19 protein-coding genes are annotated in these 22,168 nt (G+C 69.6%); 7 read left to right on the top strand and 12 right to left on the bottom strand.

Annotation, left to right across the window (positions count from 1 at the left end):
• Positions 1–201: 201 nt before the first annotated feature.
• The 3 genes from C6361_RS34555 to C6361_RS34545 form a co-directional block, all read right to left on the bottom strand.
• Positions 202–762 carry a cob(I)yrinic acid a,c-diamide adenosyltransferase gene (locus C6361_RS34555; RefSeq protein ID WP_107270387.1) on the bottom strand — a complete coding sequence of 187 codons (561 nt, stop codon included), beginning with the start codon at positions 760–762 and terminating at the stop codon, positions 202–204.
• Positions 763–853: 91 nt separating this feature from the next.
• Positions 854–2,437: an alpha-amylase family glycosyl hydrolase gene (locus C6361_RS34550; protein ID WP_107270386.1), complete on the bottom strand. Its 1,584-nt coding sequence runs from the start codon at positions 2,435–2,437 to the stop codon at positions 854–856.
• A 65-nt stretch (positions 2,438–2,502) separates the two neighbouring features.
• Complete coding sequence (locus C6361_RS34545; protein WP_107270385.1) at positions 2,503–4,029, bottom strand: FAD-binding oxidoreductase; 1,527 nt, start codon at positions 4,027–4,029, stop codon at positions 2,503–2,505.
• A 334-nt stretch (positions 4,030–4,363) separates the two neighbouring features.
• On the opposite strand from C6361_RS34545, the gene C6361_RS34540 reads away from it, so the two are divergent.
• The 6 genes from C6361_RS34540 (at position 4,364) to C6361_RS34515 (ending at position 10,144) form a co-directional block, all read left to right on the top strand.
• Positions 4,364–4,801 carry a type II 3-dehydroquinate dehydratase gene (locus C6361_RS34540; protein ID WP_107271365.1) on the top strand — a complete coding sequence of 146 codons (438 nt, stop codon included), beginning with the start codon at positions 4,364–4,366 and terminating at the stop codon, positions 4,799–4,801.
• Positions 4,802–4,980: 179 nt separating this feature from the next.
• Complete coding sequence (locus C6361_RS34535) at positions 4,981–5,919, top strand: FkbO/Hyg5 family chorismatase (protein WP_159079626.1); 939 nt, start codon at positions 4,981–4,983, stop codon at positions 5,917–5,919.
• Positions 5,912–7,081 carry a 3-deoxy-7-phosphoheptulonate synthase gene (locus C6361_RS34530; RefSeq protein ID WP_199853155.1) on the top strand — a complete coding sequence of 390 codons (1,170 nt, stop codon included), beginning with the start codon at positions 5,912–5,914 and terminating at the stop codon, positions 7,079–7,081. Before C6361_RS34535 ends, C6361_RS34530 begins: the two co-directional genes overlap by 8 nt.
• 90 nt (positions 7,082–7,171) lie before the next feature.
• Complete coding sequence (locus C6361_RS34525; protein ID WP_159079625.1) at positions 7,172–8,695, top strand: condensation domain-containing protein; 1,524 nt, start codon at positions 7,172–7,174, stop codon at positions 8,693–8,695.
• On the top strand, positions 8,688–8,951 hold the full coding sequence (locus C6361_RS34520) for an acyl carrier protein (RefSeq protein WP_159079624.1): 264 nt from the start codon (positions 8,688–8,690) through the stop codon (positions 8,949–8,951). Before C6361_RS34525 ends, C6361_RS34520 begins: the two co-directional genes overlap by 8 nt.
• Before the next feature lie 83 nt (positions 8,952–9,034).
• Positions 9,035–10,144: a Gfo/Idh/MocA family protein gene (locus C6361_RS34515; RefSeq protein ID WP_234359185.1), complete on the top strand. Its 1,110-nt coding sequence runs from the start codon at positions 9,035–9,037 to the stop codon at positions 10,142–10,144.
• 59 nt (positions 10,145–10,203) lie between these two features.
• Here the strand turns inward: C6361_RS34515 and C6361_RS34510 are convergent, their stop codons facing one another.
• Positions 10,204–11,676: a carboxylesterase/lipase family protein gene (locus C6361_RS34510; RefSeq protein ID WP_107270379.1), complete on the bottom strand. Its 1,473-nt coding sequence runs from the start codon at positions 11,674–11,676 to the stop codon at positions 10,204–10,206.
• 173 nt (positions 11,677–11,849) lie between these two features.
• Between C6361_RS34510 and C6361_RS34505 the strand changes: the two genes are divergently transcribed.
• Positions 11,850–12,674 carry an LLM class F420-dependent oxidoreductase gene (locus tag C6361_RS34505; protein WP_199853154.1) on the top strand — a complete coding sequence of 275 codons (825 nt, stop codon included), beginning with the start codon at positions 11,850–11,852 and terminating at the stop codon, positions 12,672–12,674.
• Here C6361_RS34505 and C6361_RS34500 read toward each other — a convergent pair.
• The 8 genes from C6361_RS34500 to C6361_RS34465 all read right to left on the bottom strand — a co-directional run bounded on the left by C6361_RS34500 (position 12,671) and on the right by C6361_RS34465 (position 22,166).
• Positions 12,671–13,630 carry an NAD(P)-dependent oxidoreductase gene (locus tag C6361_RS34500; RefSeq protein ID WP_107270378.1) on the bottom strand — a complete coding sequence of 320 codons (960 nt, stop codon included), beginning with the start codon at positions 13,628–13,630 and terminating at the stop codon, positions 12,671–12,673. The genes C6361_RS34505 and C6361_RS34500 overlap by 4 nt on opposite strands.
• Positions 13,631–13,688: 58 nt before the next feature.
• Positions 13,689–14,462, bottom strand: a complete 774-nt coding sequence (locus tag C6361_RS34495) for a phytanoyl-CoA dioxygenase family protein (RefSeq protein WP_107270376.1) — start codon at positions 14,460–14,462, stop codon at positions 13,689–13,691.
• A 298-nt stretch (positions 14,463–14,760) separates the two neighbouring features.
• Complete coding sequence (locus C6361_RS34490) at positions 14,761–15,969, bottom strand: cytochrome P450 (protein WP_107270374.1); 1,209 nt, start codon at positions 15,967–15,969, stop codon at positions 14,761–14,763.
• 29 nt (positions 15,970–15,998) lie between these two features.
• Positions 15,999–17,375, bottom strand: coding sequence for a class I adenylate-forming enzyme family protein (locus C6361_RS34485; protein WP_159079623.1), 1,377 nt, complete (start codon positions 17,373–17,375; stop codon positions 15,999–16,001).
• 49 nt (positions 17,376–17,424) lie between these two features.
• Entirely contained in the window at positions 17,425–18,162 is a 738-nt protein-coding gene (locus tag C6361_RS34480) for an HAD-IA family hydrolase (protein ID WP_107270370.1), read from the bottom strand.
• Between the two features lie 25 nt (positions 18,163–18,187).
• A complete protein-coding gene (locus C6361_RS34475) occupies positions 18,188–19,372 on the bottom strand; it encodes an aminotransferase class I/II-fold pyridoxal phosphate-dependent enzyme (protein ID WP_107270368.1) in 1,185 nt (394 codons plus the stop codon).
• Positions 19,373–19,792: 420 nt separating this feature from the next.
• Positions 19,793–21,028: an MFS transporter gene (locus C6361_RS34470; protein WP_107270366.1), complete on the bottom strand. Its 1,236-nt coding sequence runs from the start codon at positions 21,026–21,028 to the stop codon at positions 19,793–19,795.
• A gap of 7 nt (positions 21,029–21,035) precedes the next feature.
• A complete protein-coding gene (locus tag C6361_RS34465; RefSeq protein WP_159079622.1) occupies positions 21,036–22,166 on the bottom strand; it encodes a GNAT family N-acetyltransferase in 1,131 nt (376 codons plus the stop codon).
• Positions 22,167–22,168 lie beyond the last annotated feature (2 nt).

The raw sequence follows: 22,168 nt of genomic DNA, 5'->3' as shown, positions 1-22,168 counted from the left end.
TCCTTTCGGGACGGAATTTGACCACACCCGGCCACTCGACACATCAGCCGAACAACTGCGCGGCGCATTGTGCCCGTCAAATGCATCCGTTCGCCCCGGGCCGCCGCCGCGCTGTGTGATCACGGCCAGAATATCGCCCTGTCGTTGTCAGCACGAGGTACGTTCGACAACCGCCATTCCGCAGTTAAGCACCTCGGCTCCTCAACGGTTCGCACCCGGAACCCAGAGCACGTCGCCCTGGGGGTTGGCCGTTCTCGCCAGGATGAACAGCAGATCCGACAGCCGGTTGAGATATTTCGCCGGGAGGGTCTCGGTGCGGTCCGGATCGGCCTCGACCAGCGTCCACGCCGCCCGCTCGGCGCGACGGGCCACCGTGCGCGCCACGTGCAGTAGTGCGGCGCCCGGGGTGCCACCCGGCAGCACGAAGGAGTCGAGGGCGGACAGCCGCCCGTTGAAGTCGTCGCACCAGCCCTCCAGGCGCTGCACGTACGCCTCGGTGACCCGCAGGCCCGGTTCCGGTGCCGGGTTCGCCAGATCGGCGCCCAGGTCGAAGAGGTCGTTCTGCACCGTGCGGAGCACAGCGCGTACCTCGTCGGTGAGCTGCCCCAGCGCGAGCGCGACCCCGATGGCGGCGTTGCATTCGTCCACGTCGGCGTACGCGGCGATTCGGGGATGGGTCTTCGGCGTCTGCTCGTTGTTGACCAGCCGGGTGGCGCCGCTGTCCCCGGCCTTCGTGTAGATGCGAGTGAGATGGACGGTCATAGGCGCCAGCGTACGGCCGTCGGTCGCCGTCGGTCCCCGATCCGACACCATCAGAATCGGCCGTGGATTTTGTCGCCGCCCCCACCTCGAATTACTGCCGGCGGAAAAACTCGAAGATTCCGTAGGAGAAGCCGTTCGCCCGCGCTTCCCCGTTGGTCACCTCGACTCCGTGTACCGCGAGCGGCCGGACGTCGCCGACCTCCACCGCCGCGCTGGCCGGCTCCGCACGACCGTTCACGACCACCAGATGGCTTTCGCCCCGGGCGTAGACGAAGGGGTAGTCGCGATTCAGCACCCGCACCGGGGCGGTGCTGCCGAGCGCGGGTGTCTGTCTGCGCAGCCGGATCAGCTTCCGGACGTGGTGCAGCAGCGAGGACTCGTCGGCCCGGGCGCCGGCCACGGTGGGGCGGCCCGGGTCGGAGTCGACGGGCAGATAGAGCGCCGCCGCCGGTGCGGTGGAAAATCCGGCGTTCGTACCGTCAGCCCACTGCATCGGGGTGCGCGAGCCCTGCCGGGCCTGGGTGTCGCACTGGCTGCCCTCCTTGTCCGGCAGACCCGGCAGGTACCGCATGCCGATCTCGTCGCCGTAGTAGATGACCGGCAGTGTGGGCCAGGTGAGTTGGAGGGCGAAGGCCGGCGCGACCATGTCCCGGGTACGCGGTCCGCAGGTCAGCCGGGAGAAGTCGTGGTTGGCGGTGGGCAGCCCGACCAGTCCGGAGCCGCGGGTCGCCGTCTCCGCCTCCTGCCATGCCTCCAGGAACGTCCGCATCGAGCCCCTGCCGTCGTGGTCGAAATAGCAGGGCTCGCCGTCGCTCCAGGGGCCGAGGCTGCCGGTGTTGTTGTCCCACAGGGACCGCAGCGCGGAACCGGCGAAGTGCAGGAAGAAGTCGGCGTGGAATCCGGCCGGAATGGAGGTCTTCGGGTCGCCCCACTCCGCCAGCAGGGCGCACCCCGGATAGCTGCGGTCGATCCACTCGCGGATCTCTCGCCAGAGCTTCGCCGTCTCGACGTGGCCGGGATCGTCCTTGACCAGGGAGTAGGCCATGTCCATCCGGAAGCCCGAGACGCCGCGATCGAACCAGAAGCTCATGATCTCGCGCAGCGCCGCCCGGTTGGTCCTGGGGCCTTCGGCGTCGACGGGCTGCCGCCACGGCTCGGTCGGGTCGGGACGGGCGTAGCCGAAGTTCAGCGCCGGCTGGATGGGATAGAAGTTGGCCCGGTAGAAGCCACCCCGCCGGCCCTGGTTCGGCACCCACTGGCGCACCGGCGACGCGATGCGGTCCGACCAGATGTACCGGTGATCCCCGGGAGTGTTCGCCGACTCCTGGAACCATGGGTGCCGGTGCGAGGTGTGACCCGCCACCAGATCGAGGATCACCCGGATGCCCCGGCTGCGCGCGGCGTCGATCAGGGCCGCCGCGTCGTCGTTGTCGCCGTACCTCGGCGCGATCGTCAGGTAGTCCTCGACGTCGTACCCGCCGTCACCGAACTCCGAGGTGAAGCAGGGGCTGAGCCAGATCGCGTCGACCCCCAGCCACTCCAGGTGGTCCAGGCGCTCGGTGATTCCCGCCAGGTCGCCGATGCCGTCGCCGTCGGAGTCGGCGAACGACGGCGGGTATATGTGGTACAGCACGGCGTCCGCCAGCCAGGACAGGGCGGCACGGGGCTGGGACATGAAGCGTCGGGTCCTCTCAGTGGGGACCGGGTCCACGGGCCGAGCGCCGCTCGGGCGTGCACCGGTCAGGGCAGCTGTACGGACAGCCGGTGCCGGAACACGTTCCGGGGATCCCACCTCGCCTTCGCCGCACGCAGGCCCGGATAGTTGTCCTTGTAGTACAGCTCGTGCCACGGGGTCACGGACCTGTTGAACCTCGGATCGGCGACATCGGCGTCCGGGTCGTTGATGTAGCAGCCGTCGGTGACGGAGTTCGGCACCGGAACCCCGCCGGTCTCCGCGTACACCGCTCCGTAGAACTCGCGGTTCCAGTCGACGTACCTGCCGTCGTCGGCGGGGTCGTGCCAGAGCACCGTCCACAACAGAGCCAGTGAGCAGTCCCGGTGCGCGAAGGCGGTGGCCTCCGGCCGCACCGCGTTGATCCGGCCGCCGAATCCGGCGAGCGAGACGGTGATGGTCGGGTTGTCGATGTCGACCCGGGTGAGATGGCGGTAGAACGTGTCGATCTGGTGGTCCGGTGGGCCCGCACGCATGAGCGCCGACTTGAAGTCTCCGCGCAGTGTCGGGTCGTTCTGGGCGCTGTTCGCCCGGGCGTGTTGTCGCACCAGCGCCAGCCAGGACACCCGCCGGGCGCGGGGCCGTACGACGGGGCCGAGACCCTCCAGGATTTCGGCGAGGTAAGCCTCCAGCAGCCGATCGGCCGCCGGGTGGCCGCCGTCCACCTGGGTGTCCAACCGGATCGGGCCGCCCGACCGGTGGGTGAGCACCAGGCCGCCGGTCACCGCCAGATAGGGCGAGTCCGGATCCTTGTGCTTCTCGTGGAAGGCGCCGAAGTTCTCCAGCAGTCTGCCGAACCTCTGGCGGGTCATCTCGGGCCAGGGCAGGGAGACGGTGCTGAGCAGCATGTCGGTCGGCCGCCGTGGCAGGACCGACCGGGGGTCCTGCCCGACGGCGCCCGGCGAGCGGAACCAGTACCGGGTGACGACGCCGAAGTTTCCACCACCACCGCCGGTGTGCGCCCACCAGAGGTCCCGGTACGGATCGTCGTACTCACGACTCGCCACCACGGTGCGTACCACACCTGCGGCATCCACCACGACCACCTCGACCGCGTGCAGATGGTCGACGGCCAGGCCGTGCATCCGCGACAGAAACCCGAATCCGCCGCCTGCGACGTGGCCGCCCGCACCGACCGAGTAGAAGCTTCCGGCTGGGATCGCGACGCCCCAGGCGGTGTCGAGCAGCTCGTACACGTCTATCAGGGTGGCGCCCGGCTCGACGGCAAACGCTCCGCGTGCGGCGTCGAAGTACACCCGGTTCATCTCGGAGAGATCCAAGACCACCTGGACGTCCGGGTTGAACACGAAGTCCTCCAGGCAGTGGCCACCGCTGCGCACGGTGAGCCGCTTGCCCCGGGTGACCGCCGCCTGGACCACCTCGGCCACCTGCGCCGTCGAATTGACGATGTAGACCGCTTCTGGACTGCCGACGTACCTCGCGTTGACGCCACGGACCACCTCGCCGTACCGCGCGTCCGTTCCGGTGACCACGACCGGCTCGCGGCCGGCGACCTCGGCCGGTACACCGTTCATGCCCGTCCCTCCCCCCGTGCGGACGTTTCCCTGCCACCACGGCGCGGCGTAGCGGGAACCGTGGGGTCGGATGGGCGCCGTCGGCGGAGGAAAACGATAGCAACCTTCCGGGTACCCGGCGCCCGGCGCGCATTCGAAAGTCGACGCCGCTGCCGGCAATCCACGGTGTGCCGGCGCAACTGCGGAATCCCCGAAGTTGCGCACCCATTCGGCTCTTCGCCGGGTCGCATCGTCTGGATCGGGCGATGCGCGGCGGTGGCTTCGCCAAAAGCTCGACCACCCCGGCCGGCGGCCATAGGTTGGGCAGCAGAACGCTGTGACCTGTGAGGTGAGCGTGAGTGAGCTACTTCTGCTCAACGGACCCAACCTCGGCATCCTGGGGCGGCGGGAACCCGAGATCTACGGCACCGACACGCTGGCCGACATCGAGGCCGCCGTCGGTCGGGAGGTGGCCGAGCGAGGCTGGAAAGTAGTTGGGGTGCAGCACGAGTGCGAGGGCCAGCTGGTGAGCGCTGTGCAGGACGCGTACGACACGGTCGGTGCGATCGTGAATCCCGGCGCATTGATGGTCGCCGGATGGAGCCTGCGGGACGCACTGGCCAGCTATCCGCGCCCGTGGATCGAGGTACACATTTCGAACGTGTGGGCCCGTGAACAGTTTCGGCACGAGTCCGTGCTCGCCCCGCTGGCCAGCGGGGTGATCGTCGGCCTCGGCGCACTCGGCTACCGCCTCGCCGCCCGCGCCCTGCTGGCCCACGTCCCGGCTGCCTGAGCCGCCCCCGGCCGCACCCACCGCCGGCCCTCGAATGGCCGGGACAGATCTGCGGTGATCGGCGCTGCGGCACGTGCCCGCAAGCGGAACACCACGACAGACAGGACTGTGACGGAAGTGACCCGATGATAGATGTCGTCCTCTCTGTGGGCGATCCTCCCGCCGACCACGGCCATATCATGGGGGTCGTCGAATTCGGCTCCCGAGCACCGGCACCACACCTGGACGCGGGCTATCCGACGGTCGCGGTGGCGACCTGCGACCCGCCTGGAATTCACGTCCGCGAGATATGGACGAGTACCTCCGAGGTGTCGGCGGGCCGCCGCGACGACATCGTCTACAGCAGCGACGGCACACATCTCTTCGGCGCCCTCCGGTTGCCCCGTTCGGACCGCTACCGCGATGCGACCAGGAGTGCCTACCGGCAGCTACTGGCGCTGATCTCCGACCTCGACTATCCACATCTGGTCCGGATGTGGAACTACATCGCGGACATCAACCGGCCGAACCACCGAGGTCTGGAGATCTACCGGGACTTCTGTCAGGGCCGGGCCGAGGGGTTCGACGACGCGGGAACGGCCATCTCCGCCCGCCTGCCGGCAGCGACGGGAGTCGGTGCGCACGACGGCGGCGTGGTGGTCTATTTTCTCGCCGAGCGGACCGGTGCCGCACTCCACTTCGAGAATCCGCGACAGGTCCCGGCCCACCAATACCCTCGGACATACGGACCGCGATCGCCGAGCTTCGCCCGGGCAACACTCCTCCCGGCGTCGAAAAGGCTCTTCCTGTCCGGAACGGCGAGCATCATCGGGCACCGGTCGGTGAGCCTGGGGCATCTCGAAGGTCAGTGCTACACGACTCTGGAGAACATCCGGATCCTCCTCAAGGAGGTGTCGGAGAAGTCGGGCGGCACCGTGGACCTGGACTCGTTCCGCCTGATCAAGGGCTACGTGCGGCACGGACCCGACGCCTCGTACCTGCACCAGCGGCTTCGCGAGGTCGTCGGCCCCCGGGTTCCCATCGAGATATTCACCGTGGACATCTGTAGGAGCGAACTGTTGCTGGAGATCGAGGGCGTACTCGACATGCGTTTTCCCGACCACCACGGCGATGCCTGAGATCATGACCGCCGTACCGGACCTCGTCGGGCCGTACCAGCCGATCTGGTCGCGGCCGGACGTGCTGCGAGGGATACTGCACAGCCTGCGACGGCTGCCGCCGCTGGTGGAGGCGGAGGACTGTGCCCGGCTGACCGACGAACTGGCGACGGTTACCCGGGGTGAGAGCGTCGTCCTACAGGCGGGCGACTGCGCCGAGCTGTTCACCGACTCAGCGCCGGAGCGGGTACGCGCCAAGGCGGCGCAGCTGCACGAACTCGGCAGCCGCCTGCGCCGTACGGGTCGGGCACCGATTCTGGTCGGACGGTTGGCGGGCCAGTACGCCAAGCCGCGTTCACGATCGGTGGAGATCGGCGACGACGGGGTGGAGATCCCCGTGTATCTCGGCGACGCGGTCAACGACCGGACCCCGACAGCGGCAGCTCGGCGGCCCGACCCGCACCGGCTGCTGCTGGCCTACTCGCACGCCGCCCGCGGACTGCGCACCCTCGCGTCGGGCCGGACCACGTACGCCAGCCATGAAGCGCTGCTGCTGGAGTACGAGCGCGCCCTCGTACGCCCCGACCCGATCCGGGGCGGGGTCTTCGCCTCGTCGGCCCACACGGTCTGGATCGGCGAACGCACCCGGGACGTCGGCGGGCCGCACGTCGAATTCGCCGCCAGCGTCAGCAACCCGATCGGGGTGAAGATCGGGCCGGGCGTCGACCCGGCCGAGGCAGCCGCGTTGGTCTCGCGACTGGCCGGGACGAGGCCACCCGGCCGCCTGAGTCTGATCGTCCGGATGGGCGCCGACCGGATCGGTGAGCGGCTGCCGCCCGTCGTCCGCGCCCTGGGCGAGGACGCGGCCCGCGTCGTGTGGCTCAGCGACCCCATGCACGGCAACACCGTCCGCTCGGCCCGGGGGCTGAAAACCCGCGTTATGCGGCGGATGACCGAGGAGGTCGAGCGGTTCTGTGCGGTGCTGCACCGGCACCGGGTCCAGCCCGGTGGGCTGCATCTGGAGATGACCCCGGACGAGGTGACCGAATGCGTGGAGAACTGCGCGGAGTTGGGTCCGGGGCCGGCCCGCTCCCGATACAGATCGGCGTGCGATCCCCGCCTCAACCCCGCCCAGGCCATCGCTCTCGTCGAGCGGTTCACCGAGGTCCTCACCGGCGCCTGACCGTCCCGGGGCGTACGGCGACCGCGGCCCTGTCGGGAGGTGTCCGGCGGGAGACGGAAACGTTTGACTCCCGCTCGGGAGATCCCTACTTTGACCGAAGGCTGCCGGCTGACAGAGAAGCTTTCCGCACTCTCGACGGGCATCCGCACCGAGGCCAGACCATGCGTGCCGGGCAGCCAATCACCAGGAGGTCGAGCCACAATGAATGCCTCGTCAACCACGTCGACGACCGTGCATTTTTCGGGCCTGACCGGCGCTGTCGCGCCGATGACATGGTCCCAGTTCGGGATGTGGGGAGCGGTCAAGAAATTCCATCCCTACGACACCTATCTGAACGTCCGTTTCAGGGTCGAGATACCGGCCGGCTGCTCACTCGACGACGTGTTGTCGGTGATCCGGGAAATGCTCGTCAAGCACGAGGCGCTGCGGACCCGCTACTTCGACTCGGCGGATGGCTCCGGCCGGCAGGAGGTGGTCGGGGCGGGTGGGGTCGAGGTGGTGGTGGAGCAGGGCACCGAGGAGTCGCTGGATGGCCTCCTCGATCGGCTGGCCGATCGGTCGTTCGACTTCGACTCCGAACTCCCCGCGCGATTCGGCGTCGTGCACGTCGAGGGGCGTCCCGCCTGGCTGCTGATCGTGGTGTCGCACCTGTCGATCGACGGACTGGCCCGTAACCGCCTGGTGGAGGAGTTCACCGCGCGGCTGAACGGCGACCACCGGTACGGCGACGACCGGGCCCTGCTGACACCGGTGGCGAGAGCGTTGGCGGAGGGCACCCCGACGGGCGTGCTGCGGAACGCGCGGACGATCGGCCGCTGGAAGCGGTTCGTGGAGCGGGCCGATGTCACGAACTTCCCGAGCCGGCTGCCTGCCGACCGCGAGCCGCGTTGGATGCGCGCCTCGATGTTCTCCCCGGCACTCGGGTGCGCGTTCGACCGGATCGCCGACCGGAACGCGGTCACCTCGCCGGCCGTTTACGTGGCCCTGTCGGCGACGGCGGTGTCAGCACTGTCGGACCGCCCTACCGCTGTGCTCCGCTGCATGATCTCGAACCGGTTCACCGACGCCGAGAAGCGCTACATCGGCAATCTGTCGCAGGCGTGCGCCTTCGACGTCGAGGTGGGCGACGCGGTGTTCGACGAGGTTGTCCGGCGCTCCATGGCGGCCAGCATCCGTGGTTACTCGATGGGCAGGTACCGCACCGACGAGTTGGAGGCGATCGTCGATCCGACCAGGTTCGACGCCATGCACAACGACTTCCGGGACGCCGCGGCCAGTTCCCGGCCGCAGCGGCTCCGGTCCGTTCCCGCGATCCATTCGCTCCGCTCCCGGACCGTCATCGGACCGCCCCAGGGTCTTCGGTACTACGACGACAAGTTCCACGTCGAGGTGCGGAACGGAGCGGGCGGGCCGGCGCCGGCAGTTCTGATCGACCGCAGCTACCTGCCCGTGGCGGAACCGCGCGACATCCTCGTCGCGATGGAGGCTTTCGCACTCGCCGTACTGACCGAGGGTCGTCACCTGCCAGCGGTCGACGCCTTCAGGGTGGCGCTGACCGAAGCTGTTGATACGGAAGGAGAGGTCTCTCTTGATGAACGAAGCGGAGATGGTTGAGCGTTCGGCGGTGGTGCGGCGACTGATGGCCTGGGTGGTGGAGCTGGTGCCGAGCTGCGCGGAGTCCGGGATCGACGAGGAGACCTCACTCACCCAGTTCGCCGGGTTCGACTCGATCGCCATCGTCCAGTTGCTCGCCAGGGCGGAAGACGAGTTCGGCGTCGACCTCGCCGACGAGGACCAGACGATCCAGAGCGCGGCCTCGGTCAGCTCGCTGGCGGAGAGCATCGTTCGACTGGTCGGCTGCCCCCGGTGACCGGAAGCGGTGTCTCCCCCGGCACGGGTGCACGCCCGCCGGGTCCGGTCCGGGGAGCCGGCCGGCGGCGGAGCGCGGCGCTGGTGTCCGACGTCGCCCCGGTCCGGCTGGCGCTCATCGGCCTCGGCTGGGCCGTCCACGAGCTCTGGGCGCCGCTGCTCGGCGGTCATCCCGGGTTCACCGTCGTCGCCGTGCACGACCCGGACCCCGTCGCGGTCAGGTGGGCCGGCGGCAGGTTCCCCGCCGCACGGCTGCTGAACGAGCCCGGCGACCTCCGTCCCGACGAGGTCGACCTGGCCGTGGTCGTGACCCCCAATCACCTGCACGCCCCGATCGCGATCTCGCTGCTGGAGCGGGGAATCTCCACGTTCGTCGAGAAGCCGGTCTGCGTCAGTTCCGATGAGGCGGCGGCGTTGGCCGAGGCGGAGCGGGTGGGTGGTGCCCGCCTACTGGCGGGCAGCGCGGCCTGGCATCGCGCGGACGTCACGGCCCTGCGTACGCTGCTGCCGCGGCTCGGCCCGCTGCGGGCCGTTGAACTGTCGTGGATCCGGGCCCGCGGCATTCCCGCTCCGGGCGGCTGGTTCACCGACCGCCGCCGGGCCGGTGGCGGCGCACTGATCGACCTGGGCTGGCACCTGATCACCATCGGCATGCGGATGTTGTCCTGGCCGCGGGTCACGCAGGTGACCTGCGCCGTGTCGGGGGACTTCCTCGCCCGGGCCGGCACCGAAGCGACCTGGCGCGGGACCGGTCCGGCCGCGCACGCTGCCCCGTACGCCGGCGCTCCGAAGGACGTCGAGGACACCGCTCGCGGCGTACTCGAAATCGAGGGCGGCCCGCTCGTCACCGTCTGCGCGGCCTGGGCCTCGCATTCCGAGCGCGACGTGACCCGGGTGGTGCTCGACGGCGCCACCGGCCGTGCCGAGTTGACCTGCACCTTCGGCCTCAGCCCGAACGGGGTTGGCGGCTCGACCCTGCTGCTGCACCGGGACGGGCGGGCCGAATCCGTCGACGTGCCGCAGCAGGACCGGGGGGCGGAGTACCGCCGCCAGCTCGACCTGGTGCCGGCGCTGCTGGCTGATCCGGGGCGGCCCGGATCAGCCATCGCCGAGGTGACCCGGACGATCGACATCATCGAGCGGCTCTACCAGTCGGCCGGGGTGCCGCAGCTGACGGCCGTGCGCCCCCGGTAGGACCGGCGGCCCGGCCTCGACGCCACCGGGCGCCGCCGCCCATCGCCGACGGCGGTGCCTCAGCCTGCGACTGTCGTGAGTCGATCCATGGCCGGGTACCGATGACCGGACCATATTGCCTGGGACCGTTGTTCCGGGTAGGGCCGCACCGACGGGTCGGTACCGTAGATCCGGGTGGCGCGCCTGTCCGGATCGAAGCGGGACCAGCCCGGGTCGCCGGTCGCGGCGAAGGTGAGATATTCGGTACGCATCAGCTCCGAGAGCCTGCGGTATTCCTCCACCTTCGCCGATCCGGCCGTCGTGACCTCGCCGAAAATGTCCGCGGTGCCGAAGACGAGCAACGCGTCCAGGGTGTGCGCGGCACCCCCGGGTCCGTGGCCCCAGCAGAGTTCGGAGAGCCACACCGGGACCCGTCCGCGGTGGGCGGCTTCGGCCAGCTTCAGCGTCGGCATCCGCATCAACCAGTCCCCCAGCGCGACCTCTCGCAGCTCGGCCGCGGCCAGTTCCGGGAAGTCCGCTCGGTAGCGAGCGGCGTCCGCCGCCGGGGCAAGACTGTTGATCATTTGGTCGACCGCGGCGTCCTCGGCGGGACCGAGCCGGGCAGCGAGCAGCCGCCCCTCGTCGCGGACGTGGCCGAGCAGCATCGGCACCTGGTTCGCCGGGCCGGCGGCCAGTCCCTCCCACGGGGTGACGGGCAGGATTTCACCGTCCACGACCGGGGAGAACGGGGTCGGGGTGTAGGCGACCGGGCCCCAGCGGGCAGCCATCGTCGGTAGCAACTCTTCGCTCATCTGGGTCACCGCGGTCGTCAGCCGTTGCGGGGAGACCTCGGCGAGCTGCTCCGGGGCGAGGGAAGGGTCGAGTTCGGCAAGGATGCGGCCGGTGACCTCGGCGGCCAGTTCCGACGTGAAGTACGTACCGGGCAGGCTCTGCACGATGGCCCGGTCGAAGAGTCCGGCCGCCCGAGGCATCACCAGCAGCGCGGCCACCGACCCGGCTCCGGACGACTGGCCGAACACGGCGACGTTGTCCGGGGCGCCCCCGAACGCGGCGATGTTCTCCCGCACCCAGCGCAACGCGGCAATCTGGTCGAGCAGCCCCCGGTTGTCGGGGTAACCGGGCAGGTGCGCCCACCCCTCGGCCCCGACCCGGTAGTTGACGCTGACCACCACCGCGCCGCCGGCCGCCAGGATCCTGCCGTCGTGGTGCGGATTCGCGGTGGAGCATTGCAGGTACGCCCCGCCGCTGATCCAGACCAGCACCGGCAGACCCCGCGCGCCGGGGTCGGGCGTCCAGACCGCCAGGTTCAACCAGTCGTCGTCCTCCGACTCCCGTCGAGGCTGCGGGGGTGCCGAACCGAACTCGGTGGCACGTCGCACCCCGTCCCAGGGCGGCGCCGGGCGAGGCGCGGCGAACCGGTTCGCACCGACGGGTGCAGCGGCGAACGGAATACCCAGGAACGCCGCTATCCCGTTTTTCCATTCACCTTCCAGCACTCCGGTGGCGATTCGCGCCTGCGGTGAACAATCCATCCGTACATTCTGCCAGAATTCGGTGCGCGGCGATTGGAACGGGAATCGGCGACTGGCTCCTGGCCGCCGAAACTGATTTATTGGGGCGGGCGGTGCGTCGCAGACGCTCTCCGCGCCTGGTGACCGACCAGACCAGATGCGCCTAGCGCCGGATCGAGGAGGGATTGGATTTCGTGGTGCGCACGTACACCGGTCCGGTACGCATCGGCCTGGAACTGTGGCCCCAGCACGCCGACTATGCCGAGATCCGCCGGGCGGTCGCCGAGGCGGAGGAGATCGGCGTCGACATCATCTTCACCTGGGACCACTTCTTCCCGGTCTTCGGCGATCCCGACGGTAAACACTTCGAATGCTGGACGATGCTCGGCGCGTGGGCCGAGGCGACCACCAGCGTCGAGATCGGCGCTCTCGTCACCTGCAACAGCTACCGCAACCCGGAACTGCTGGCGGACATGACGCGTACCGTCGACCACATCTCCGACGGCCGGCTGATCCTCGGCATCGGCGCGGGCTGGTTCGAGCGGGACTACCTCGAATACGGCTACGAGTTCGGCACCGCCGGCGGCCGGCTGGACAATCTCGCCGAGGCGCTGCCCCGGATCCGGAGCCGGCTCGGCAAGCTGAACCCGGCACCCACCCGGAAGGTGCCCGTGCTGGTCGGTGGCGGCGGCGAGAAGAGGACGCTCAAGCTGGTCGCCGCGCACGCGGACATCTGGCACGGCATCGGCGACCCGGCGCAGATCGAGCGCAAGCATCGCGTCCTCGACGGGTACTGCGCCGCCATCGGCCGCGACCCCGTCGAGATCGAGCGGTCCGCCGGAGTGACCGGGCCGTCCGGCATCGGCGAGCCGGGCGAGCTGGCCGAGGCCCTCTACGCGCTCGGGACCCGACTGTTCACCATCAGCAGCAGCGGCCCGAGATACGACCTGGCGCCACTGCGCAGCTGGATCGACTGGCGGGACGAGAAGAACCGATCGGTCTTCCGCCGTACCGGCTAGACCGGCGCGGTCAGCTCGCCGTGTGCGACCAGCCAGTCGACGGACTCCTGGACAGCTTCCAGCGCACCGAACCGGGGACGGTAGCCGAGCAGGCGCTCGGCCTTCGCCATCGAGCAGTGCGGGCTGTGCGCGATGTGGTTCCAGGTGGCTCGGGCGTCTCGGTCCGGCACGTTCTCCCGCCAGCGGTCGTACGGCTGGAAGACCAGGTTCGCCTCCCGGCCGTACCAGGCGGCGACGGCCTCGGCGTACCCGCGCAGCGTCAGCGTGGTGGCGCCCACCGAGTGGAAGCTCTCCCCCACCGCCGTGGACCGGCTCGCCATCGCGGCGGTGAACAGCGCCGCGACGTCGTCGGCGTGCACGTGTTGCAGCGTCTCCAGCCCCAGGTTGGGCAGGGCCAGTTCGGCGCCGTCGACAAGCCGCTGGAAGACCGCCGGGTCCAGGTTGCCGGCCGGGTTGACCGGCACCCACCCCGGTCCGGTGATGTGCCCCGGATGGATCACCGTCGCGGGCAGCCCGTGACGGTGCGCCTGGTCGAGCAGGTACCGCTCGACGGCCGCCTTCCCCATCCCGTATTCGTCGATCGGCCGGCGCGGCGCCGCCTCGGTGGTCGGCAACACCCGACTCGGCCCGTGCACCGAGATCGTGCCGCAGTGCAGCAGGTGCCCGACCCGGCCGCGCACCGCCTCGACAAGCTGTCGGGCGCTCTCCTCGGTGAAGCAGATCATGTCGATCACCACGTCGGGATCGAGCGCCGCGATCCGCTCTCCGAACGTGCCCGCTGCCTCCTCCGCCTCCCGGTCCGCCACCACCAGCTCGACCTGGTCCCAGGCACCGTGCCTCCGGTACGGCGTGCTCTTCCCCCGCGTCACCACTGTCACGTCGCAGCCCGACGCCGAGAGCCGAGGCACGAGGTACCCGCCCACGTGCCCGGTCCCGCCGATCACCGTCACCCGCATGGCACACTCCAATCAGGACGGCTGGCTCGCCAACCGTTGTGGGCAAGGGCGAGTCGGCCTAGATGAGCCGCAGGTCAGCTCTGCGGGCCATGCGTTCGCGCATCTCCGGCAGCCAGGTCCGCGGGTCCGGCTCCGACCGCGGCACCGGGGAGGCGTAGAACTCCAGCGCCCACGCCCGGCGTTGTCGGGCCGAGGTGTTGGCTCCGGCGTAGTGCACGGTCCTGCAATGGTGGATGCTCGCCTCACCGGCGCGCATCGGACACTGGAGTGCCGACTCGGTGGCCGGATCCGCGACCATCACGAACGCCGACTCGTCGTCGATGAAGACGTGTCGCGCCGTGCGCGTGTGCGAACCGGGGATGAAGCTCATGCAGCCGCTCGTCGTGGTCGCGTCGTCCAGGGCGATCCAGATCGTCACCGCGCGGGGCTCGTGCGTCTGGAACTCCGGCGCGAGCCAGCAGGCGTCGTCCTGGTGCCATGGCGTGTCACGGCCGGTCATCGCCTGCTTGTGGATGAGGTGGCTGACCCCCTCCAGCTCCTCCTCCGGAGTTTCCAGCAGTTGTGAGGCGAGCCGGCGGCTCCGGGAGAAGTAGGACGTCTGCCACAGCTCCGGGAACAGCTTCTCGGGCTTCGGCACCTGCACGAGGGACACGGCCGTCCCGTCCGAGGTGGTGCCGAGGAGCCTGTCACCGAGATCCCGGGCCAGCATCTGGTCGTAGATGCCGCGCAGGACCGCCAGCTGGTCATCGTCGACGAAACGCCCGAGTAGCAGGAAGCCGTCCTCGGAGAATCGGGCCATCTCCGCGTCCGTGAGGCCATCACGCAAGGTCATTCGTTACACCACCCATCAACTTCGACTCTGGAGCAACCAATGCCCGGCCTCGCCATTCCGAGACCGCGCCGCATTTCCGCAGCTCCTGTGGAAAACATCCTTTCGACCCTCGCCGGACACGGCAAGCATCGAACGGTTTCGTAGCTGTCGGAGAACATCGCCCGGCCTGGCCCGCAAACGCGACGCGACCGGCGCCAACGGCGGCGCGCAAACACTTCCGCTGTTCGACTGCGGGTATTCCGCAGTCAACCGGGTGACTCTGTGGGCATTACGGACGCCCCGCCCGGCGGGCGGGCCGCTACAGCCGGACGAAGAGGCTCTCTATCCCTCGCGTCACGGTGCTACGCCAGCGTTGTGGCGGCTTCACCAACTCCATCGACGGAAAGCGCCGAAAGAGCGTACGCAGCGCGACAGTGGCCTCGAGGCGCGCCAGGTTGGCGCCGAGGCAGTAGTGGCCACCTCCGCCGAAAGCCAACGTACGCGTGCGTCGACGGTGCGGATCGAAGGTGTCGGAGTCCGGCACCACCGACGGGTCTCGTTCCGCAGCAGCCCACGCCAGGAACACCCGCTCACCCCCTCCCGGTATCGTCCGTCCACCGGCAGAGACCGGGCAGGTGGTGATGCGGCTCGTCGAAATCATCAAAGGCGGATCGAACCGCAGCGACTCCTCGACGAGCTCCTCGAACGGCAGGCTCCCGGCGCGGATCTGGTCGACCAGTTCCTCCGAGTTGAGGACCGTCACCAGGGTGTTCGCTATCAGGTTGGTGGCACTCTCATGACCGGCGATCAGTAGCAGGTACGTCATCGAGACGAGCTCGTCGAAGGAGATCGGCGGCGCGTCGGCGGTACCGCCGGCATTCGCGATACGTTCCACCAGAGTGCTGCCGTCGCCCTCGCGCAGTGTCCGCGCCAGGACGTCTTCCAGGTGCCTGCGAGCCGCACGGATGGCCGCGGAGTCGTCGCCGTCCACCACGGTTTCGTTCGTCCACCTGCGGAATGCGGCCCGGTCGACCGACGACACACCGAGGATCTCGATGATGACTTCGAGGGTCAGCCGGTACGCGAACGCCTCGACCAGGTCGACCTCCTCGCCCTCGCGAAGCCGGTCGAGGAGGTCATTGGCGATCGCCTCGATGCCTGGTTCGAGCCGGGCGACCTCGCGGGGCTTGAAGGTGCTGGCGACCAGGCTGCGCAGCTGCCCGTGACGCGGCTCGTCACAGGTGAGCATGCCGAGCGTGGAACTGCCGCCCGTGTCCTCCTGCGCGACACCGAGGAATCGCGGGCCACTGACGAACGTCGGCTCCGAGAGGAGTTCACGGATCACGTCGGCGCCGACGACCAGCCAGGCGTCCAGATCGTTCGGTAGTCGGACCCGGTGCACCGGCCCGGATTCCTGTAAGGACTTCATCACGGCATGCGGGTCCCGGTAGAACTCGTCCCTGATCTGGTACAGGTCGACGATCTCGCTCTCGGGCGACACGCATGCCTCCCGGTCACTGCTTGACATGCTTTTCCTCCCAGGCACTCATTCGGCCGTCAACGCTGGGCCTCGGTGGGACTGGCCGCGTAGATCAGCTTTCCCGTTGCGGACCGTGGCAGCCGGTCCACCCACTCGACCTGGCGCGGCGCTTCGAACGGGTCGAGCCTGCTCCGACTCCACCCCACGATGTCGGGCCGTGGATGCCCCGGCTTGACGACGACTCTGGCTACCGGAACCGCGCCGCGCACCTCGTCCTCTGCGACGACCACCTGAACCTCGAGCACGTCCGGATGAGCCGCGAGGACGGCCTCCAGGCGGGAACGGCGAGTCTTGCGGCCGGCGATATTGATGAGGTCGTCCCGGCGTCCGGTGATCCGAACGCCGTCCGCGTCCCGTTGCGCGAGGTCGCCGGTGCGGTACCAACCGTCCTCGGTCGGCAGCGGACGGAGCAGCCCGTCGGCGAGATAGCCGACGGCGAACGAGTCGTTTCTGACCATGAGTTCGCCGTCTCCGGGCTCGACCCGGACGTCGACCCCGTCCAACGGCTCGCCGACACTGCCCGGCGCCGACGTCGCCGTCAGGGTCCCTATCGCACACGTGCCGACCTCCGACGCCCCGTACGCGTTGCGGAGACGGAAGCCGAAGTCGCCGCAGACCCGCAGCACCGTCTCCGTGCGGAGTGGCGCGCCGGCCGAGACCACCTGCTTCAGTCCGGCAAATTCCGACGGTCGGGATCCGGCGATCATCTGCACCTGGGTCGGCAGCGCGATCAGGGTGCTCGCCCCCGACCGGGCCGCCGCCCTGGCCAGCGAGAGAGGCGGTGACGACGGCGACCGGAACACCGTTCTCGCCTCGACGAGCAGGCCGGCAAGCAGCCCGTGCGTGAACCCGTAGGAGTGGAAGACCGGCGCGGCGCAGACAACCTCGGCGGAGGAGATATCGCCGTAGAGATGGTCGGCCACCCGCGCACTGTCCCGGACGACGGCGGCGACGGACTTCACCACCGCCCGGGGCGTGGCCGTCGAGCCGGAGGTCTGGAAGAGGATCGAGTCGCCCGGCAGGGCGCAGACGCTCCCGCTCGTGCGCCCGGCCAGCCAACACGCAAGGCTCGGGCTGATCGTGACACCCTGGTCGCAGTCGGGAACTCGGTGGTCGCTGATCAGGACGTCGTCGGCATACCCGGTCGAGGTGCTGGTGGCCTCGGGGTCGAGGAGGAGTACGGGCACGCCCAGGCGACCGGCCGCGACTGCGGCGACCACGAGCAGGGCGGCGTTCGCGCTGGAAACCGTCAGGAGCCGCAACCCGTCGAAGCGGCTGGAAATCTCCTCGGCGAGTCGCCCACCGCAGCGAAGAAGCTCCTCGGACGACCATGCGGCATCGCCGACGACAAGCCTGGCTTCTCGGCAGTCGACCAGGATCCGTTCGATTGTCACGACCATCCTGCACCGTCCCTCCAGGTGGTAACCGGACCCCGGCGTACGTTCATGTCGCGCGGTCGTCTCGTCGCGGCGACCCGGCCGCGCCGTCCCGGGCACGCAGCAGGGCGAGGAACTCCGCGGGGTTCTCCACGCTCGCGTCCGGACCTGCCGCCAGCAGCACCTCGCGGTCGCACTCTCCCCAGAGTGCGGCGACGGCGCCGACACCCGCGGCGCGAGCACTCATGACGTCGAAGACCGCGTCACCGATCATCACCGCGGCATCCCTGTCGACGTCCATCAGGTACAGGGCCCGGCGTACGATGTCGGGAGCGGGTTTGGGCCGGTCGACCTCGTCCGACCCCACGACGCAGTCGAAAATCTCCAACACGCCCAGCCCGTCAAGAAGTGACCGGGCCCGGGGACCGCTCTTTCCGGTGGCGACAGCGCAGCGGATGCCACGCTCGCGCAACTCGACCAGCATCTCGCCGACGCCGTCGTACAGATTGATCTGGTGTGCCAGCCGATAGCTCTCGCGTACGAAGGGGCCTTCCAACTCCGGCGGGAGACCCATCAGTCGCATGATGTCGGGAAAATATCCGCCGAGATGCTGCCGGTAAGCCTCGAAGGGCGCCTCACCGTCGCCAACCACCTCCCGGAACGCATGGTCGAACGCGAGGCGCATCACATCGAAGGAATTCACGAGTACGCCGTCGAGGTCGAAGACCACGCCCCGCAGTGCGGTACCGGTCACGAGACCTGGCCGAGCGGCCGAAGAATGGCAAGGAACGGTCTCCTCGGACATTGCGAACTCCCCCTGACTGGCACCGCTACGACGAGGCGACGGTGTTTCCGACCACGTCGGAAACGACCTCCGCGATGGCGGACATCTGCTCTTCGGTGCCGAGCAGTGCGCGATGGTGCAGCCAGATGCAGTCGTTCGTGATCGCCTCGACGTTCGGGCATCGACGAGCGATGCTCTCGACATCCTCGGCGGGGGCCGCCGCCTCCCAGAAGGCGCTGGTGCGATAGATCGCCCGGAACGCCGCGAATGCCGGCACCCCACGGGCGACCATCTCGTCCACCAGTGTCTGACGCCGCTCCGCCGTGATCCCCGGCACCCGGAACATCGCCATGTAGTGCGGGTTGCGGGTGCACCCCTCGTCCGATCCCTGCGGAAGTACGCCGGGAATTCGCGCAAGCAGGTCCGCCAGCACCGGCCAGCGCCGCTCGCGGATGTCGATCTGCTCGTCGAGCCTGGCAAGCTGCACGCGCAGCACGCTCGCCGAGAACTCGTTCATGCGGAAGTTCGACCCCGACACCTCGTGCCGGTATGCGCGGTCGGCTCGCGGGCGCCCACAGCTGTGCCGCAAGAAGGCCGCCTCGTACTCCTGCGCGTCGGAGAAGGTCACCGCGCCGCCCTCGCCCGCCGTCATCAGCTTGCCGTTCTGGAAGCTGTAGGTGGCGATGGAGGCCAGCTCGCCGAGCCGCAGTCCGCGCCACTGCGCACCGTGGGCGTGCGCCGCGTCGTGCACCAGGGGCACACCGGAATCGTCGGACAGCTTGCCGAGCGCGTCGATGCCGGCGAGCAGGCCGGCCATGTGCACCGGCATGATCGCGCGGGTCCTCTCGGTTATCGCGGCCTCCGCCGCCGGCACGTCCATGCAGTAGGTGACGGGGTCGACGTCGACGGGCACGGCCACCGCGCCGAGTCGCTGTGCCGCCTGGGAGGACGAGATGAAGGTGAACGCCGGCACGATGACCTCCGTGCCGGGCCCCACACCGACGACCTGGAGCGCGAGTTCCAACGCATGGGTGCCGCTGGTCACCGCCAGTGCCCTACGCGCGCCGTGATAGCCGGCGAACTCCTTTTCGAACTCCGAGACCTCGTGCCCGTCAAAGCGCCACCATCCGCTCTGCTCGAGTGCGCGGAGCAGGGCCGCTTTTTCCCTATCGTCGAACTGTGGCCAGCGCGGCAGATCGAGGCTTTGACGAGAAATGGCAACCACGTCCATTCGCTGTACTGCCCGGCGCCGACACAAACGCAGGATCGGCGAGGCTACGGGCGGATCGTTTCAGCCAGCTTAGGAGCACCCGACTGATACCAGCAAGGCCGTCGCGGCCCCGTATTCGCTGACCGGATCGGTCCCGGCAAAGCGCCGACGAACGGAGCCGACCATGACATAATCGAGAGCCCTGCACCCGCTGTGCCGTTCCTCGGTTGCGAACGGGTCGACGGACGAGCGCGAGACCCCGCTCTCGCACGCCTCCGGTGTGCGGCGGTCACGGGTGCGGAAATTCCGCAGTTGCTCCCGTCGCACCGCAGCGACAGTTCCGCACGCTTCCCGGCGGATTTCCGCAGTTGCTCCCCGTCGCGTGGCGGCGACAGTTCCGCGCGCTTCCCGGTGCTCCGGAACCGGTTTCGCGCGGACGTGTCAGGCCGACGACGCCGGCACGACCACGAAGCGTCGGATCGACCGTGAGGCGACGAGGACGCCGGTCGAGAGGAGTGCGCTGACGCTGGCGATCCAGAAGACCGTTTCGACACCCACAACTTCGGAGAACGGGCCGGTGACCGCCAAGCCGAGCGGTTGCAGGGCGAACGAGCCGAAGGTCACCATCGCGCCCACCTTGGACATCGCCTCGTCGGGCACGTCGGACTGTATGGCGGTGGACCAGAGCACGGCGTGCCAGCCGATGGCCAGGCCGGCACCGGCCTCCGCCGCGGTGATCGCGGGCGCGGACGCGGGTAGGGCCAGGAGCAGGGGTGGGATCGCCAACAGGATCAGCGCGGCGGACGCCCACAGGGCCGGACGTTCCGGTCTGACCCGTGCCGCGAGATAACTGCCAACCAACTCGCCGATGCTGAAGGCGACGAGCCAGACCGCCCAGGTCGACGCCCCGCCGAAGGACCTCTCGGCCACCAGCGGTCCGAGGACCAGAAACGGTGAGGTGACCAGCGTCAGGGAGACGGCGGTGCAGATCAGGCCGATCCAGATCCAGGGACGCGTCCGGATCTCGGTGAGGCCGGCCCGGGCGTCACGCAGAAAGCTCTGGTGCCCGGACCGGTCCGGTGCCCTGCCGCCGAGCCGGAACACCACCAGCGCGAACGCGCTGACCAGATAGCTCAGGCCGTCCACGGCGACGACAAGGCCGGCCGGCATCACGGCCAGCAGCAGCGCGGCGATCAGTGGGCCGACCATCGCCGTGACCGTCGTCGACGCGGTGACCAGGGCGTTGGCGCTGTGCAGCCGGGGCTTCGAGACCAGCGAAGGGATCAACCCGTACGCGGCCGGCCGGAACACCGCCGCCGCCGCGCCGAGCAGCAGTTGCGGGAGGACCATCGAAAGCCACGTCTGGTTGGTGAGCAGCAGGGCAGCGGTGGTCAGTTGGGCAAGACCGCGCAGCACGTCGGCGGCGACCATCAGCCGAACCCGCGACACGCGGTCGGCGAGTACCCCACCGGGGCCCAGCAGCAGGATCTGCGGAAGCAACTGTGCGGCAAGCAGCAGGCCGAGATCGGCCGCCGAGCCGCCCCCGCCGAGCACCGCGAAACTCAGCGTCACCGGGACGAGGGCGTCACCCAGCAGCGACGGCAGTTGGCTGATCCAGTACGACCGGAACCGCCGCTCCGCCAGGGCGGCGTAGACCCCACCCGCCGACGACGTCATCCGACGATCACTCCGCCAGGTACGGCACGAAGTCGCGCAACCTCGTCCGTTCCGCCGCGCAACGCTCGTACGCCATCCGGGACAGCGTCCCGGCGTGACCGGCGACCGACCCGAAGTGTCCGTACAGCGGGCGAAGGGTGCAGCCGCGGAACACCTTCGCGTCGAACGACTCCGAGCCGTAGTGGATCGCCCGGATTCCGTCTCGGGCGGCCGCCGTGATCGGCTCGTAGTAGACCAGGTTGAAGTACTCGAACGCGCCGGCCGACCGCGCGGCGTACAGCCGGCCCACGAGACGGTCCGCGCCGTCGGTGAAGAACGCGGAGAAGCCGGCGATCTCGTCGCCGGCACGGGCGAGGAAGACCCGTAGCTCGCCCTGTCGCCGGACGCGGTGGAACCGGTCGAGCACACCACGCTCGTCCGCCGGGTGGCCGTACCGTCGGTAGTGATCCACCAGCAGTGGTGCCAGGCTCTCGGTGAGCAGCTCGGCGCCCCCGGCGTGCACCGTGACGCCGCTGTCCAGGAACGTCCGCCGCTCTCGACGTACCTTGCGGCGCCGGTCCGGGGGCAGCGTTGCCAGGTAGTCGGGGAACGAGCCGGCCGGCACCCGGAGCACGGCGTCGGCGCTCACCAGAGCCTTCGCGTACCCGCGTCCGGCCAGCAACCCGGCCAGCCCGGTGTCTCCGCCGGAGACGTGCATGACCGAGATCGCGGCGCAGCCGAGGTCGCGCGCGTGCTCCTCGAACGCCGTGAGGAGCGCCTCCCGGACCCGCATGGTCGACTCCGGGTCCAGCGTCCGGTCGGAGAGCAGTCCTGGACGGTAGGACCCGGGTGCCACGCAGACCAGGCTGGGATGCAGCGCCGGGTCGAGATCCTGCGAGGTGCCGCGCAGTACGCTCTGCACCGGGTAAGCGGTGTGCGTGATGGGGCCGTCGAACAGGTAGGCGGCAAGGGCTCCGAGCAACCGGCCGTCGGGGCGCCAGGCGAGCAGGTACCACTGCGCGGCGGCGGTCCGGCCCTCCTCCGCCCTGAGCCAGGCGTGCGACAGCTCGACCGGCCAGCCCGTGGCCAGGCTCGCCCACCGGGCCGGCTCGACCTCCGAGAGCGACCCGGCCACGGTCACCCGGGGTGGATCGGTCACCG

Origin of the sequence: Plantactinospora sp. BC1, assembly GCF_003030345.1 — a bacterium.
GTDB lineage: Bacteria > Actinomycetota > Actinomycetes > Mycobacteriales > Micromonosporaceae > Plantactinospora.
The sequence above is the reverse complement of the archived record's forward strand: the minus strand, read 5'-3'. Positions and strand labels throughout refer to the sequence as shown.

Bases quoted from the DNA above. Each gene is read 5' to 3' on its own strand.
- C6361_RS34555 (WP_107270387.1), bottom strand. From the start codon at position 762: ATGACCGTCCATCTCACTCGCATCTACACGAAGGCCGGGGACAGCGGC.
- C6361_RS34495 (WP_107270376.1), bottom strand. From the start codon at position 14,462: ATGACCTTGCGTGATGGCCTCACGGACGCGGAGATGGCCCGATTCTCC.
- C6361_RS34480 (WP_107270370.1), bottom strand. From the start codon at position 18,162: ATGTCCGAGGAGACCGTTCCTTGCCATTCTTCGGCCGCTCGGCCAGGT.
- C6361_RS34550 (WP_107270386.1), bottom strand. From the start codon at position 2,437: ATGTCCCAGCCCCGTGCCGCCCTGTCCTGGCTGGCGGACGCCGTGCTG.
- C6361_RS34490 (WP_107270374.1), bottom strand. From the start codon at position 15,969: ATGTCAAGCAGTGACCGGGAGGCATGCGTGTCGCCCGAGAGCGAGATC.
- C6361_RS34470 (WP_107270366.1), bottom strand. From the start codon at position 21,028: ATGACGTCGTCGGCGGGTGGGGTCTACGCCGCCCTGGCGGAGCGGCGG.
- C6361_RS34520 (WP_159079624.1), top strand. From the start codon at position 8,688: ATGGTTGAGCGTTCGGCGGTGGTGCGGCGACTGATGGCCTGGGTGGTG.
- C6361_RS34500 (WP_107270378.1), bottom strand. From the start codon at position 13,630: ATGCGGGTGACGGTGATCGGCGGGACCGGGCACGTGGGCGGGTACCTC.
- C6361_RS34510 (WP_107270379.1), bottom strand. From the start codon at position 11,676: ATGGATTGTTCACCGCAGGCGCGAATCGCCACCGGAGTGCTGGAAGGT.
- C6361_RS34530 (WP_199853155.1), top strand. From the start codon at position 5,912: ATGCCTGAGATCATGACCGCCGTACCGGACCTCGTCGGGCCGTACCAG.
- C6361_RS34535 (WP_159079626.1), top strand. From the start codon at position 4,981: ATGGGGGTCGTCGAATTCGGCTCCCGAGCACCGGCACCACACCTGGAC.
- C6361_RS34545 (WP_107270385.1), bottom strand. From the start codon at position 4,029: ATGAACGGTGTACCGGCCGAGGTCGCCGGCCGCGAGCCGGTCGTGGTC.
- C6361_RS34475 (WP_107270368.1), bottom strand. From the start codon at position 19,372: ATGGACGTGGTTGCCATTTCTCGTCAAAGCCTCGATCTGCCGCGCTGG.